Origin of the sequence: Flavobacterium xueshanense, assembly GCF_900112975.1 — a bacterium.
GTDB lineage: Bacteria > Bacteroidota > Bacteroidia > Flavobacteriales > Flavobacteriaceae > Flavobacterium > Flavobacterium xueshanense.
This window is the reverse complement of the sequence record NZ_FONQ01000001.1, coordinates 483,960-498,653: the sequence shown is the minus strand read 5'-3', so window position 1 is coordinate 498,653 and position 14,694 is coordinate 483,960. Positions and strand designations below refer to the sequence as shown.

Below are 14,694 nucleotides of genomic sequence, written 5' to 3'. Positions count from 1 at the left end.
AATGTCTATAGCAACATTTAAGACATGTACTTTTTCTTTTTCCTTAGAAAGTAGTGATTCTAGCTCTTTTATTCGTTGTTCTGGAGTATTCTTTTGTGACATAGATGGTAATTCTTTCCAATCTAAGATACTATGTTTTCGCATCCAAACCAAAACAGTGCTTCTACCTTGAATTCCATACTTTTTTTGAGCTTGTTTATAGGTTAACTCGCCTTTTTCTACTTCGGCAACTACTTGTAATTTAAAAGCTAGGCTGTAATCTCGTTGACTACGTTTTTGTCTTTGCGGGGATTGTGATTCCATAAATTAAGTTGTTTGAGTGACAACCTATTTCAGGACGGGACAACGTCACAAAAAAAGCCATTCAGATTGCGAATGGCTTTTGTAATTGTATCTGAAAAGTAATTTTTTATTTTCCTTTATTGGCTTCAATAATGTATTTTTCCAAAGCCATTGTCATGGAAGGCGTTGCTGGTGTTGGTGCAAGAATATCGACTCTTAAACCATGATCCAACGCTTCTTTTTGAGTTGTGCTTCCAAAAACAGCAATTCGGGTGTCGTTTTGTTCGAAGTCGGGGAAATTCATAAATAATGATTTTATTCCGGTTGGACTGAAGAAAGCCAAAACATCATAATAGACATCAGCTAAATCGGATAAATCGCTCATTACCGTTCTGTAAAAAACAGCTGGTGTCCAGTCTACTTTTAGTGCGTTTAGCGTTATTGGCGCGTCGGCATTCAATTGGTCTGAAGCAGGCAGTAAGAATTTTTCGTCTTTGTATTTTTTTATCAAAGGAGATAAATCAGCAAAATCTTTAGGTCCAACGTAAATTTTACGTTTTCTGTACACTACATATTTTTGCAGATAAAAAGCAATTGCTTCTGATTGGCAGAAATATTTTAATCCTTCCGGAACTTTATAACGCATTTCATCAGCTACTCTGAAAAAGTGGTCAACAGCATTTTTACTGGTTAAAATAATTGCGGTGTAATGATTAAGATCGATTTTTTGAAGTCTAATCTCTTTGGCATTAACTCCTTCTACATGAATAAAAGGTCTGAAATCAATTTTTACTTTATACTTTTGTTGAAGTTCAAAGTAAGGTGAATTTTCCACCTTGGGCTCGGGTTGTGACACCAAAATTGTTTTCACTTTCATATATAACGTTTTCTAAGCACTCCCTTTTGTAAACCAATAATACATAAAATAATAGGGAGCTATTTCGAGAGCGCAAAGATATAAAATAAAATAAAACAACTTACCGAATATTAAATTTTGATAATTTTTTATTGAAATCAAATATGTTAGTGTGTTTATTATCAGTATTATAGCTATAATTACTAACGGAATATTTCTTGAAATTGAGTCGTAATAAAACAAAATTATATTCAAAGGCAGTATGAATAATCCAATATACGTTCTGTAAGTCACTTTTTGCAGGTTAAACTGTTCCATAAATTCTTCAATATTGAAGGATGTGGCAATTATTTTTTCAATCAAATATTTCGATAAAATAAAGAAAACCAAAAACGTAAATATTTGAATGTAGAGCAACCAATCTGTTTTCGAGGCATGACCAAAATAACTCAGCGAAATTTGAATAAAGAACGCGACAGAAATCACTTGGACAAAAAACAAAGCAACAGTAAATCCACTTTTCAGGTGGCTGCTGTCTCTGTAAACTTTGGTGTATTTGTTGGAAAAAATAAGGTTTGCAAAATCACCAAATCGATTTTCGAAAACAGATTTAGTAATCGCGATAATTGCAAAAGACAGAACAAAAAGCACGGTTGCCCAGTCTTTATTCTCAGTTATTCGGGGATGAAGAATAGTTTCGATCATAGCGCTGCAAAATTACTAATTTTTCTATCATTCTTTTTATTATAATTTTATTAAGGCTGAAATGGCATAAAAAGTTTACTTTTGCGTGGAAATTAGTCAAAATATGAATGATTGTATTGTTATAATTCCTACTTATAACGAAATTGAAAATATAGAAAGCATTATTCGATCGGTGCTTTCGCAACACAAACCTTTTCATGTTCTAATTATTGATGATAATTCGCCGGATCACACTGCTGATAAGGTCATTTTACTTCAATCAGAATTTGAGGATAGATTGTTTTTGGAAAAAAGAGAAAAGAAATCAGGTTTGGGAACCGCTTATGTTCATGGATTCAGATGGGCACTGCGACATAAATATGATTTCATTTTTGAAATGGATGCTGATTTTTCCCATAACCCCAATGATTTAGAAAAATTATACAGCGCTTGTCATTTTGGTGATGCCGATTTAGCGATTGGTTCCCGTTATGTGACCGGAGTAAATGTGGTAAACTGGCCCTTGAGCCGCGTATTGATGTCATATTTCGCATCGGTTTACGTGCGAATGATTACCGGAATGAAAATTCATGATGCCACGGCAGGTTTCGTTTGTTACAAAAGAAAAGTTTTAGAAGAGATCAACTTAGACAAGATAAAATTTGTTGGATACGCTTTCCAAATTGAAATGAAATACAGAACCTACTGTAAAAAATTTCAAATTACTGAGGTTCCAATTATTTTTACCGACAGAACAAAAGGGCAGTCCAAAATGAGTAATTCGATAATTGTTGAAGCCGTTTTTGGAGTTATTGCGCTTAGATTAAAAAGATTAGTCAACACATTATAAGAAAAAGATACGATGAACAGGGTTTTAATTAAGAATGCCAAAATAGTAAATGAAGGAGCAATTTTTGAAGGCGATGTATTAATTGAGAATGACTTAATTGTTGAAATTTCAGAAAGTATCAGTGCCAAATTCTCGGACTGTAAGATTATTGATGCCGAAGGAAATTATTTAATTCCGGGTGCAATCGATGATCAGGTGCATTTCAGAGAACCAGGACTGACGCACAAAGGCGATATTGAATCAGAATCCAGAGCGGCAATTGCAGGCGGTATTACTTCCTACATCGAGCAACCCAACACGATTCCGAATGCAGTTACCCAAGAAATATTAGAGCAAAAATACGAGTTGGCTGCACAGAAATCGTATGCGAATTATTCGTTTATGATGGGTGCTACCAATGATAATTTGGAAGAAGTTTTAAAAACAAATCCAAAGAATGTTGCCGGAATCAAAATATTTTTAGGTTCCTCAACCGGAAATATGTTGGTGGATAATGAAGCCACTTTAGAGAAAATATTTTCGAGTACGCCCATGCTTATTGCGGTGCATTGCGAAGATGAAGCGACCATCAAAAATAATTTAGCCAAATACAAAGAAGAGTTTGGAGAGGATGTTCCCGTTACGGTTCATCACCTCATCCGAAGTGAGGAAGCATGTTATATTTCGTCTTCCAAAGCGGTTGCGCTGGCTAAGAAAACAGGCGCTCGTTTGCATATTTTTCATCTTTCGACGGCCAAAGAAATGGATTTGTTTACAAATAAAATTCCTTTGGAAGACAAGAAAATCACTGCCGAAGTTTGTATACATCATTTGTGGTTTACCAATGATGATTATGCTACTAAGGGCAACTTAATAAAATGGAATCCTGCGGTGAAAACCGCAAATGACAGAAAAGTGCTTTGGGAAGCATTATTGGACGACCGAATTGATGTGATTGCTACAGATCACGCGCCACATACTTTAGAAGAGAAAAAGCAATCGTACCTGAATGCGCCTTCCGGTGGACCATTAGTGCAACATGCTGTTGTGGCTATGTTTGAAGCGCACCACCAAGGAAAAATAAGCGTAGAAAAAATTGTGGAGAAAATGTGCCACAATCCGGCTAAAATCTTCAAAATAGAGAAACGAGGTTTTATCAAAGAAGGGTATTTTGCGGATTTGGTAATTGTAAATTCAGGTTTGCCTTGGAGCGTAAAAAAAGAAAATATTCTGGCTAAATGTGGGTGGTCGCCATTTGAAGGATTTACTTTTAAATCCAGAATTACCCATACTTTTGTGAACGGACAATTAGTTTACAACGCTTTTAAAGTGAAAGATATTCGTGCAGGAAAACGTTTATTATTCGAAAGATAAAATTTATCAGATGAGAAAAATTATACCATTTTTAGCGATACTGATTTTTTTAATAAGTTGTAAAGATGAAGTAGTCAAAAAACCGGAGCGTCTTATCAAGAAGGATGTTATCGTTAATGTGATGTATGATTTAGCTGTTTTGGAAGCGATAAAATATCAAAATCCAGCTTCTTTGGATACTTTTAAAATAAATTCAAGAGACTATATTTATAAAAAATATAAAATTGACAGCCTTCAGTTTGCCAAAAGCAATGTGTATTACGCATCGGATTATGAAGATTATAAATTGATGTTTGAACAAATTACAAAACGACTGGATGCTAATAAAAAAAGCGTCGATTCATTACTGAATTTAGATAAAAAGAAAAAGAAACCAATTCTTCAAAACAATAAAAAACCAGCTCCGATAGTTGTTGACACGACGAAATTGAAATAAAATAACTGCAGTTTTAAAGTTTAGAAATCTCTTTTATGTAGTGATGAATATTAATGAAATCAGTTTTCAATCGGTCTTTAATCTTCTCATTAGAATAATTATTTACCGAATAGGAAGCTCTTGCAGTGGCTTTAGATAATTTTCTCTTTTGTTGAAAAACATTCGAAACAAACCAATCCAACCTCCAGAGTAATTCCATGAAAAAAGGTTTTGCATGAGTTTTAGGGCGCTTTACACCTAATGAATCGGCCATAGAATTCAGAATTTCCCGGAAAACACTATTTTCTGCAATCAAAGTAAAGCGTTCATTCTTAATTTCGCTTTGCATTAATTGGTAAGTAATTCGAACGACATCAGTAACGGCAACAAATCCCGTTGAGCCCAGCGTATAAAATTTCAACCCGTTTTTTACTTTCGTAAAAAGTAGTCCACTTCCCTGTTCTCTAAAACCGGGACCAAGAATAACGCCTGGATTTACAATAATTACATGTAAGCCCTCTTGTTGTCCGCGCCAGATTTCCATTTCAGCGCCATATTTAGAAATGGCATAATCATTATGGTACTTTTCCGGATTCCATTCGGTTTCTTCTGTGATGAATTTTTCATGAGGAAGTAAATCACCCAAAGTGGCAATGGAACTCACAAAACACAGTTTTTTTATTTCATAGGCGATACAAAAATTCACAATATTCGCCGTGCCTTCAATGTTTGTTTTTCGCAATACATCTTCATCTTTTGGATCAAAAGAAATCAAAGCGGCGCAATGGTACACGATGTCAATATTTTGGAAGGCAATTTCTAAGGAAGGAACCTCGGTAATATCTGCGGGAATCCATTCGATTTGCTCAAATAGGGATTCCTTTTTATAGGTAGCGAACAATGATTTGGTTTTCTCCATTGAAGCAATTCTTCGATAAATAGCGCTTACTTTTTCTCCATTATCAATTAAATGAAGCAATAGATGTGCGCCTACTAAACCAGTTCCTCCTGTGACTAAAATCATAAATACAAATGTAATGAAATCAATTTCAATGGCAATAACAATAGCAATTTCAATCGGATGACATTTTCAATCACAACTTCAATTTAGCACTTTGAAATTAATTTTTTACAAAAATTGTTATTGTAATTGAAATTGATTTTTGCCATTGATATTCTTATCTTTGTGCAAATTGATTAAAAAGATGAAGAATTTTATTGAAGAAGTGACTTGGAGAGGAATGCTCCACGATGTTATGCCCGGCACAGAAGAACATTTGATGGAACAAATGCGTGTGGCGTATGTGGGAATTGACCCAACTGCCGATTCATTGCATATAGGACATTTAGTTGGGGTGATGTTGTTGAAGCACTTTCAACTATCGGGACACAAGCCATTAGCGTTAGTGGGCGGTGCAACAGGAATGATTGGTGATCCGTCAGGGAAATCGAACGAAAGAAATTTATTGGACGAACCAACATTACGTCACAATCAAGAAGCGATAAAAGGACAATTGGCTCGTTTTCTGGATTTTACTTCCGATGCGGCTAATGCGGCAGAATTAGTGAATAATTACGACTGGATGAAGAACTTTTCTTTTCTGGATTTTATTCGTGATGTAGGTAAACATATTACCGTAAATTATATGATGGCGAAAGATTCTGTAAAGAAACGTTTGTCTTCTGAAGCCGCCGAAGGAATGTCATTTACGGAGTTCACGTACCAATTGGTTCAAGGATATGACTTTTTACATTTGTACAGAGAAAAGAATTGTACGCTTCAAATGGGCGGAAGCGACCAGTGGGGAAATATCACCACGGGAACCGAATTAGTCCGCAGAATCGCTAGTGGAAAAGCGTATGCATTGACATGTCCGTTGATTACAAAAGCGGATGGAACCAAATTTGGAAAATCCGAAGGTGGCAATATTTGGTTGGATTCGGTAAGAACTTCACCATATAAATTTTACCAATATTGGTTGAATACATCTGATGTGGATGCGGAAAAATACATCAAGATTTTTACTTTTTTATCCAAAGAAGAAATCGAAATTTTAACCGAAAAACACAAAGAAGCACCGCATTTGCGTTTGTTACAAAAACGTTTGGCCGAAGAAATTACGGTGATGGTGCATTCAACAGAAGATTTAAAAAATGCAATAAAAGCGTCTAATATTTTGTTCGGGAATTCTACTTCGGATGATTTGAAACAATTGGATGATGCGACTTTCTTGGATGTTTTTGATGGAGTTCCTCAAGCGGAAGTCAGCAGAAATGAAATCGAAACTGGAATTAATATTGTTGACGTTCTAAACGAAAAAACAGGATTTCTAAAATCAAATGGTGAAGCAAGGCGCGCTTTGACAGCCAATTCTATTTCAGTAAATAAAGAAAAAGTGACGGAAGATTTTGTGCTTTCGACCAAAGATTTAATCAACAATCAGTTCGTATTATTGCAAAGCGGAAAGAAAAATTATTTTGTGGTGCGAGTGGTTTAACCGCAAAGTAAACATAGTTTAATTTTGTAAATTATTCTTTGTGAACTTTGTGCCTTATTCGTGTCTTTGTGCTTAAAGCACCATCAAATTACAACCTCGAATATCAGAATTATCAAAACGTCCCAATACCTCGAAAGAGTTGTTGGGATTTTTTTTGCCCAAATCCTGCGTGGCAATAAACGAACAGGAATTGAGGTTGGCCAAATCAATGACGTTGATTCCTCCTGTTTTTCCGTCTTGGATGTATGTCAGAGCATCTTCTGTATCACGAACGAGTATTTGCATCCAAGAAGGGCATTCAAACACTCCGTTTCCTAAAGAATACGCTTGCGAAAGTAATTCGGTCATCCCGTATTCAGAATGTATGGCTGAAACGCCAAATCCTTTACACAATTGTTCGTGCAATTCTTCCCGAATCATTTCTTTTCTTTTGCCTTTCATACCGCCAGTTTCCATGATTATTGTATGTTTTAGTTGGAACTGTTGATTCTCGATTAAGTCTAACAACGCAAACGTCACCCCAATCAAAATCACATTTTGGCCAGTCTCATCTAGGGTGATAAGTTTAGCAATTAGTTCGTCATGATTGTGCAGGTAAAAACCACTTTCGGGATGATTGGATAATTCAATTAAATCCTTGACCATGTATATTAACGAAGAGCCTTCTCGTTCCAGATAGGATGGAAGCAAGGCCAAAACAACGTAATCTTCGAGATTGCCGTAAAATTCAGAAAATCCTTTGCGGTAACTTTCTTCGTACAGAGTAACATCCGTTACTGAATGTTTGCTTGTAATCATTCCGGTAGTTCCGCTGCTGGTAAAGGTTTCTTGAATGGGATTGGTATTGGAAACCACTTTATGGCTCTTAAAAAACTGAATCGGTAAAAACGGGATCTGTTGTAATGATTTTACTTTTTGAGGATCTGTTTTTAAAAAATCACAAAACTCCTGATACACTTTATTGTTTTCATATTGGAAACGAAACATTTTCAAGGCAATTTTTTCAAACTGTTTTTGACTGGAAATGGTAAATATATCGGATGATGTGATCAAGAATTTTTTTTTGCAAAAGTAATCAAAAATTTAAAGGCAAACCAATAACGGAATTGGATAAACTTGATTCTTAGGATCGATTCCATTTTAACAAGACACAAAAAAAGCCCCAATTGCAATTGGAGCTTTAGTGCTGTATTTTTGAAATTATCGGATAATTAATTTTCTAGTTGCCGATGCTTCTCTTTCATTGATTTTTATAATGTACACACCAGAAGAAAGATTCGAAACATTCAATTCTTTTGAGCTTATCATGGTTTGAAGTACTTTTTTTCCTAAGACATCAAAGATTATTATTTCTTTATCAAGTTCGTTTTTTGTAGAAATGTAAACTTTGCCATTACTTACGGGGTTCGGGTACAAGCTTAAACCTTCTATAGTGGCGTTTTCTTGCATTCTTGGTTGTTGTTTAATTTCCTGAGCACTACCGTTCAGAGAAAATAAAAGAACCAATACAGTACTAATATAAAAGTAGTTTTTTGCCATCAGATCAGTTTGAATAGTAAATATACAAATAATAATTCAAAAAGCATACCAAAAAAAAACATCCTGATTGCTCAGGATGTTTGATATTGAATATAGGATTGTTGATTACAAATTTCCTAATAAGTTAACCCCGTCAACAATAGCCCAAGCACCAGGAGTCAATACAGCTCCAGTAGCAGTAGTACTAGTTGTATAGTTTGCAGGTAAAAATGTTACTGTGAAAGTTGTTGTACCAGCACCCCATAAAGAAGTATTGTCTGCAATTTTTACATTAAGCATTTTAATTTTTCCTGTAAGAACTTGATTGGTGTTTGTAGCAGCATCTTGAATTCTTACTGAAGTTGCATTTGCAGATGTATATCCAGAAATTACTACATTAGAATATTCTCCATTTCCTTCTTTTTTAAATTGGATTGCATCTACTTCAAGAGGATTTCCAGCTTCAGTAATGGTTCCGGCAGCTCTTCTTAAAGTAATATTTGATACTTTAGGAAAGAATGCATTATTTACACTTTTTGATTCAATTTCCATTCCAAAATTTCCTGCTCCAGTTTGATACGCATACCAGTTGGTATTTGCTTGACCTTGCCATCCATCTTGCCAGTCAAATGAATCATCTGTGTTTCCGTAAGAAATCAGGTTTTTTGCACTTACAGTTCCTCCGTAAAACTCAAACCCATCATCAGCTCCTTTGTATGAAACCAAATTTTCTAATACTGTTCCAGAACCAACGGAATAGAATGAAAAACCATTCATTTCAGAATTTCCGTCAAGGATTTTTTTACCTGCATATTCTACTCTTACATATTTCAGTGAACCACCGTTGTGAGCTGGATTTGTACCACCGTAAACAATGTTTGTGCCATCTTCAGAGGTAGCTGTTGTTATTGGAGCTCCGGTAGAAGAGCTTTTTCCAGAAACAATTGGAGCATCACCAAACATGATTATACCACCCCAAGAACCTGCAGTTTTAGATTTTTCAGTGAATACAACTGGTTCAGCGGCAGTTCCTGCAATATTTAATTTTCCTCCGTTTTCTACTAACAATGCATCTGCACCATTTGACGCATCTGCAGTAACTACTGAACCCGCTTCAAAAGTTAAGGTAACGCCACTTTTTACTCTCACGGTACCGCTCAATGCGTAAGTACCTTTTATGTACGTTTTTGATGCCGCAACGTCACCTGTGATATCGCCTGTTGCCATCGGTGGAGTAACCGCTACATCGTCGTCACTTGAAGTACAGCTTGTAAAAACTAAGCTTAATAAGGCAAGGCTGAATACTAATTTTTTCATTTTAATGATTTTAAAATTATAATTTTTTTATTATTTATTACATTCAAAAGTACATTGAGTCTTCTGAAATTTGGTTACGAAATTGTTACTAAAGTATTATATAACAATCAATTTGATGTAAATTTTATGTTACTTGTGTAAACAAGAAAAAGAGCTTTAATAGCTCTTTTTCTTATCATAATCTTTTTGTTCTTAAAATGTGTATCCTATGTTAACAGAGAATCCGACACCTTTTTTAAATTCTCTTAACACTAATGAGTCTTCAGTAATATTTGTAGTGCTTTTGCTTCCTAACTCTTTTTTATAACTTGGATTTAAGATGTTGTCTACACCAAATTTAAGTTCAACATTTTTCGAAAGTGAGCTCGTCCAGATGAAATCTAATTTACTGAATGATTTTTCATAAATGTGATCAATTCCTGATGAACCTACTGCGAAAATTCGGTCTCCGTAAACGTTATATACTAATGTCATAGAGTTTTTCCAATCTTTTCTCAAAACGAAATCGTATTTTAAATCGGAATTAATCAACCAGCTTGAAGCTCCTTGTAATTTTCGGTTGGTACTATTTTCTAATTCGTTTCCTTGTTTAGTAGGATCTACTTTTACATCAGTACTCATCAATGACGTATTCAGACCAAAGGAGAAATTAGAAAGTGATTCGTTGATTCTGCTCAATTGTAAAAGCATTTCTATTTCGGCACCATAAATAACGGCTTGTTCAGAGTTTTTAAAAGTTGTGATTTGACCACCACTATTTGCAGTTGGTTTGAAAACTCTTTCAATAGGATTGTTAATTACTTTTCCAAATACTCCTACAGCAAATAATTCTTTATTGTTTGGGAATAATTCATATTTGAAATCAGCATTGTAATTTTCACTGTCTTTCAAATCTGAATTACCACTTTCTGAAGTTCCGTCTGGATTAATGTAGTTTATGGGTAACAATTCCATTGCAACTGGACGAGTGATTGTTTTTGCCAATGAAAGTCTTAAATTGCTGTTTTCATTTAAAATGCGTTTTGCATTTACAGAAGGTAAGATATCAAGTTTTTCATCTGTTTTTTTGCGGAAAGCACTTCCAAAAACATCACCTTGGTTTCTGTATTTTATTATACGAGTAGAATTTTCAGCTCTAATTCCGGCATTTAAATCCCATTTTTCTCCAAGATTCATAAACAAATTGAAATATCCTGCATTGATAAACTGATTCAATTTAAATTTATAATCTCCGTTAGACTCTTCCTGAACATAAACAATTCCGTTGTTGATGTCTTGGTTGATGTTTTGGCTAATAGTATTTAAATCGGCAGTATAGCTTTTCTCAATACTTCTTCTTCCTGAGAAGAAACGGTACGAAGATTCCATGTCGTTCAACGAACTGTTGTATCCAATAGAAAGTTTATTAGAATCTTCTTGGTTTCCAAATTTCAAATTATATTCTAAAAGTGATGAGTAATAAAAGTTTCCTTTTACATCTAAGAATTGACGGTTCAAGTTGTTACCACCATAAGACATGTTGATGTCATTTTCGTTTACTTTTATACCAGTAATAAATTTTCTGTCCGGTTGCTGAAAAGAAGTTTTCACATAGGAACCTCCGGCTTTCAAACTGTGTTTACCGTCTTCAGATAATTTATAATCCCCGTACAATTGAGTGTTCCAGTAGTTAGACTCCTCGTACTGGTTTAATCGGATAAGATTATTCGTTTGATTTGCTAAACTGTTTGTGTATCCTAATTGATCTTGAATTTTGCTTTCAGTAGCTTTAATTAAAAACGTATTGAAGTTTAAATTAAAACGGTTTGTTTTATATTTCATTCCAGCTAAACCTGAAAATGTAGTGAAGTAACTGTATTGTGTATTGTATAAATTATTGTCGAAGTTCCCTTGTCCAAGATTAAAAGTTCTGTCTACACCTTCTCTGAAAGTGTATTTATTGTCAAAATTAAACGACATGATATAACTGATATTTTTCTCATTCTTAAGACTGAATTTTTGTGCATGTAAAAAACCAATGCTGCTATTCAAAGGACTTTGTGTGTTATTAACATCCCACGATTTGTTACCAAATCCATTTTCATGTTCTGCAGGAGAAAGTCTTTGTCCGCTTGGAACCGATCCAAAAACACTTGGAAGTGCTCTGTCTTTTCCTATAAGTCCTAAAGTTCCTTTATTAGAGTTTGAATCATCAGAAATAAGGAAATCCTTAAGATTATTGTTAGTTGTATAGCCAAAACCAATATTCAACTTAGTAATGTTTTTTGCTTGCGGTGTTTCAATGTTAACGGTTGCTCCAGCAAAATCTCCAGAAATATTAGGATTGAAGGTTTTGTAGATATTCAAAACTCCTACTACATCTGTAGGGAACAAATCCAGTGGAATGATTTTTTTGAAAGGACTGTTTGACGGTGATTGTAAATCGTTTATCAATAAGTTATTGTAACGATCTTCTAAACCTCTGATGAACAAACCTCTACCGTCAACTTTAGTAATTCCGGTGATTTTTGTCAAACCTTCTTCAACATCACTAATACCTTTACGGGCCATTTCTTGTGCGCCGATGCTTTGTTTAATCACAACCGCTTGTTTTTGGTCTAATAATAAGGCAGTTTCCTTTTCTCTATTTACTGCAGCTCTAACAATTACATCTTCTAATTTATACCCTGCGGAACCTAATGCTTGATTTATAGTTACAATTTCATTTGCAACAACAGTTACGGGAATTTCCACAGATTCATAACCTACGAAACTAAATTGAATAGTGTAGTTTCCCGGTGCTGCAACAATGGAATATTTTCCATCAATATCTGTATTGGTTCCTAAATTTGTTCCTTTAATAAGAACGTTAGCAAATGGTAGGGATTGATTATTAGCATCTTTGTCTGTTAACATTCCAGTAACCGTTCCTTTGTTCTGTGAAAAAGAAATGGCTGTTATTAATAACGTGAAAAATAGTAACTTGAATTTCATTTGGTTTTAATTTTTTGCAAAGTAACGCCCGAAATGTAAAATGTAAGTTACTGGTTTGTTATGATTATGTTTTGTTTTGTGCTGTAAAATGAACCCAATATTAAATTACGGTTAACAGCTTTTCAATACCCCAATTAGTATTACATTTACAATTCAAAAACAATTTTTGGCGCTTTATGAAGAAAAAACACACCAAGATTCTATTAGTAGACGACGAGCCGGATATCTTAGAAATTGTAGGGTACAACCTCTCTCAGGAAGGATATCAAATCTTTACAGCGGCAAACGGCAAAGAAGCTGTAGTCAAGGCAAAAAAAGAAATTCCAGACCTTATTATAATGGATGTTATGATGCCGGAAATGGATGGAATGGAGGCTTGTGAAAACATTCGAAAAATTCCGGAACTTAGCAATGTTCTCATCACCTTCCTGACAGCCAGAAGCGAAGATTACTCTCAAGTTGCTGGTTTTGATGCTGGTGCAGATGATTACATCACCAAACCTATCAAGCCTAAATTATTAGTTAGTAAAGTGAAAGCTTTGTTGCGCCGATTAAAGGAAAAAGAGCAAAACAGTGAAACACTGAACGTAGGCGGAATCGAAATTAACCGAGAAGAATACAAAATTGTAAAAGATAATATCGAAATTGCATTACCCAGAAAAGAATTTGAGTTGTTTTATCTTTTGGCTTCAAAACCTGGAAAAGTATTTAAACGAGATGAAATTTTGGACAAAGTTTGGGGTAATGAAGTAGTGGTGGGCGGAAGAACGATTGACGTTCACATCAGAAAATTACGTGAAAAAATAGGCGAAGATTTCTTCAAAACAATTAAAGGAGTGGGATATAAGTTTGAAGTGTAAATGACAATAAATTTTAAAAAAACATATCGTTTTGCCGTCAAGTCGGCTTTATATATTACTCTTTTTTCTACAGGATTAGTTAGTTTTCTCACCTACTTGTTTTTTACTTTTTCATATCAGTTTTCCCTTCTTTTTGCCTTATCAATTGCTACATTTTCCTTTATCGTAATTCAATATCGGGTGGAACGTTTCATTTATAAAAAGGTAAAAAAAATATACGATGATGTTTCTTTATTGGAATCAAGCACATTTAGAAACCAGCCTATAACTACTGATATGGCTACACTTACCCGTGAAGTCAAAAAGTTTGCCACGGATAAAAAGTTGGAAATAGAGACTTTAAAAGTCCGTGAAGAATACAGAAGAGAGTTTTTGGGCAATGTTTCTCACGAACTCAAAACTCCGCTTTTTATGGTTCAAGGCTATCTGTCAACTTTGCTTGACGGCGCCATGAACGACAAAACAATCCGAAAAAAATACTTAGAACGAGCCGAAAAAGGTGTGGAAAGACTCATTTACATTGTTCAGGATTTAGATATGATTTCCAAACTCGAAATTGGCGATTTGAACTTGGAAATAGCTAAATTTGATATTGTTAAACTCGTTCAAAATGTCTTTGATTTGCTCGAAATGAAAGCTTCTAAGAAAGATATTTTGTTAATGTTTGATATGAGATACAACAAACCTATTGTGGTTCTGGGCGATCAGGAAAAAATTCAACAAGTAGTAATGAATTTGATTGTGAACTCTATTAAATACGGAAAGTTAAAAGGTTCTACAGAAGTTAGTATTGAAGATTTAACGGACGAAAAAGTCATCGTCCGAATTACTGATAACGGCGAAGGGATAGAGAAAAAGAATATTCCCAGACTTTTTGAACGTTTTTACAGAGTAGACAAAAGCGGTGCGAGAACAGAGGGAGGTTCCGGCTTGGGATTATCTATTGTAAAACACATAATCGAAGCTCATGAGGAGAAAATTTATGTAGACAGTACGTTTGGCGTCGGGTCTGAATTTTCTTTTACACTTGAAAAAGTAAAAAACAATTAAGAAAATATAGCTTGTAAAGATTTACTATTTTAAAAAAC

Annotated in this window: 14 protein-coding genes; 6 read left to right on the top strand and 8 right to left on the bottom strand. The window is 34.6% G+C overall.

Annotated elements, in window-relative coordinates; genetic code table 11:
- From BMZ76_RS16025 to BMZ76_RS02165, 3 genes are all read right to left on the bottom strand, one after another.
- Positions 1-303: helix-turn-helix domain-containing protein (locus BMZ76_RS16025; protein ID WP_244281731.1), on the bottom strand; the 303-nt coding region annotated here is incomplete at its 3' end.
- Positions 304-409: 106 nt separating this feature from the next.
- Complete coding sequence (locus BMZ76_RS02170) at positions 410-1,159, bottom strand: uroporphyrinogen-III synthase (protein ID WP_091203067.1); 750 nt, start codon at positions 1,157-1,159, stop codon at positions 410-412.
- Between the two features lie 12 nt (positions 1,160-1,171).
- Positions 1,172-1,843, bottom strand: a complete 672-nt coding sequence (locus BMZ76_RS02165) for a DUF4271 domain-containing protein (RefSeq protein ID WP_091203066.1) — start codon at positions 1,841-1,843, stop codon at positions 1,172-1,174.
- 103 nt (positions 1,844-1,946) lie between these two features.
- Here BMZ76_RS02165 and BMZ76_RS02160 point away from each other — a divergent pair, with 103 nt between their 5' ends.
- The 3 genes from BMZ76_RS02160 to BMZ76_RS02150 are packed head-to-tail and all read left to right on the top strand — an operon-like array spanning position 1,947 to position 4,461.
- The gene (locus BMZ76_RS02160) at positions 1,947-2,672 is read left to right on the top strand and encodes a polyprenol monophosphomannose synthase (protein WP_091203065.1); all 726 of its coding nucleotides are present in this window, start codon (positions 1,947-1,949) and stop codon (positions 2,670-2,672) included.
- Positions 2,673-2,684: 12 nt separating this feature from the next.
- A complete protein-coding gene (locus BMZ76_RS02155) occupies positions 2,685-4,025 on the top strand; it encodes a dihydroorotase (protein ID WP_091203064.1) in 1,341 nt (446 codons plus the stop codon).
- A gap of 10 nt (positions 4,026-4,035) precedes the next feature.
- Complete coding sequence (locus BMZ76_RS02150; protein ID WP_091203096.1) at positions 4,036-4,461, top strand: DUF4296 domain-containing protein; 426 nt, start codon at positions 4,036-4,038, stop codon at positions 4,459-4,461.
- A gap of 13 nt (positions 4,462-4,474) precedes the next feature.
- On the opposite strand, the gene BMZ76_RS02145 is transcribed toward BMZ76_RS02150, so the two are convergent.
- Positions 4,475-5,464 carry an NAD-dependent epimerase/dehydratase family protein gene (locus BMZ76_RS02145; RefSeq protein WP_091203063.1) on the bottom strand — a complete coding sequence of 330 codons (990 nt, stop codon included), beginning with the start codon at positions 5,462-5,464 and terminating at the stop codon, positions 4,475-4,477.
- 181 nt (positions 5,465-5,645) lie between these two features.
- Here BMZ76_RS02145 and tyrS point away from each other — a divergent pair, with 181 nt between their 5' ends.
- On the top strand, positions 5,646-6,938 hold the full coding sequence (gene tyrS, locus BMZ76_RS02140; RefSeq protein ID WP_091203062.1) for a tyrosine--tRNA ligase: 1,293 nt from the start codon (positions 5,646-5,648) through the stop codon (positions 6,936-6,938).
- Positions 6,939-7,010: 72 nt separating this feature from the next.
- Here tyrS and BMZ76_RS02135 read toward each other — a convergent pair whose 3' ends face one another.
- From BMZ76_RS02135 to BMZ76_RS02120, 4 genes are all read right to left on the bottom strand, one after another.
- Positions 7,011-7,991 (bottom strand): LuxE/PaaK family acyltransferase, encoded by a 981-nt coding sequence (locus tag BMZ76_RS02135; protein WP_091203061.1) that lies wholly within the window; start codon positions 7,989-7,991, stop codon positions 7,011-7,013.
- 147 nt (positions 7,992-8,138) lie between these two features.
- Positions 8,139-8,477, bottom strand: a complete 339-nt coding sequence (locus BMZ76_RS02130; protein WP_091203060.1) for a T9SS type A sorting domain-containing protein — start codon at positions 8,475-8,477, stop codon at positions 8,139-8,141.
- A 105-nt stretch (positions 8,478-8,582) separates the two neighbouring features.
- Positions 8,583-9,773, bottom strand: a complete 1,191-nt coding sequence (locus tag BMZ76_RS02125; protein WP_091203059.1) for a hypothetical protein — start codon at positions 9,771-9,773, stop codon at positions 8,583-8,585.
- 192 nt (positions 9,774-9,965) lie between these two features.
- Positions 9,966-12,746: a TonB-dependent receptor gene (locus tag BMZ76_RS02120; RefSeq protein ID WP_091203058.1), complete on the bottom strand. Its 2,781-nt coding sequence runs from the start codon at positions 12,744-12,746 to the stop codon at positions 9,966-9,968.
- A 176-nt stretch (positions 12,747-12,922) separates the two neighbouring features.
- Between BMZ76_RS02120 and BMZ76_RS02115 the strand changes: the two genes are divergently transcribed.
- Both BMZ76_RS02115 and BMZ76_RS02110 read left to right on the top strand, forming a co-directional pair.
- On the top strand, positions 12,923-13,606 hold the full coding sequence (locus BMZ76_RS02115; RefSeq protein ID WP_091203057.1) for a response regulator transcription factor: 684 nt from the start codon (positions 12,923-12,925) through the stop codon (positions 13,604-13,606).
- Positions 13,607-14,656, top strand: a complete 1,050-nt coding sequence (locus BMZ76_RS02110) for a sensor histidine kinase (protein WP_091203056.1) — start codon at positions 13,607-13,609, stop codon at positions 14,654-14,656.
- The last annotated feature ends 38 nt before the right edge of the window (positions 14,657-14,694 follow it).

Coding starts and splice junctions, on each gene's coding strand:
- BMZ76_RS02160 (WP_091203065.1), top strand. CDS start 1,947: ATGAATGATTGTATTGTTATAATTCCTACTTATAACGAAATTGAAAAT.
- BMZ76_RS02155 (WP_091203064.1), top strand. CDS start 2,685: ATGAACAGGGTTTTAATTAAGAATGCCAAAATAGTAAATGAAGGAGCA.
- BMZ76_RS02170 (WP_091203067.1), bottom strand. CDS start 1,159: ATGAAAGTGAAAACAATTTTGGTGTCACAACCCGAGCCCAAGGTGGAA.
- BMZ76_RS02145 (WP_091203063.1), bottom strand. CDS start 5,464: ATGATTTTAGTCACAGGAGGAACTGGTTTAGTAGGCGCACATCTATTG.
- BMZ76_RS02130 (WP_091203060.1), bottom strand. CDS start 8,477: ATGGCAAAAAACTACTTTTATATTAGTACTGTATTGGTTCTTTTATTT.
- BMZ76_RS02115 (WP_091203057.1), top strand. CDS start 12,923: ATGAAGAAAAAACACACCAAGATTCTATTAGTAGACGACGAGCCGGAT.
- BMZ76_RS02150 (WP_091203096.1), top strand. CDS start 4,036: ATGAGAAAAATTATACCATTTTTAGCGATACTGATTTTTTTAATAAGT.
- BMZ76_RS02125 (WP_091203059.1), bottom strand. CDS start 9,773: ATGAAAAAATTAGTATTCAGCCTTGCCTTATTAAGCTTAGTTTTTACA.
- BMZ76_RS02120 (WP_091203058.1), bottom strand. CDS start 12,746: ATGAAATTCAAGTTACTATTTTTCACGTTATTAATAACAGCCATTTCT.
- BMZ76_RS02110 (WP_091203056.1), top strand. CDS start 13,607: ATGACAATAAATTTTAAAAAAACATATCGTTTTGCCGTCAAGTCGGCT.
- tyrS (WP_091203062.1), top strand. CDS start 5,646: ATGAAGAATTTTATTGAAGAAGTGACTTGGAGAGGAATGCTCCACGAT.
- BMZ76_RS02165 (WP_091203066.1), bottom strand. CDS start 1,843: ATGATCGAAACTATTCTTCATCCCCGAATAACTGAGAATAAAGACTGG.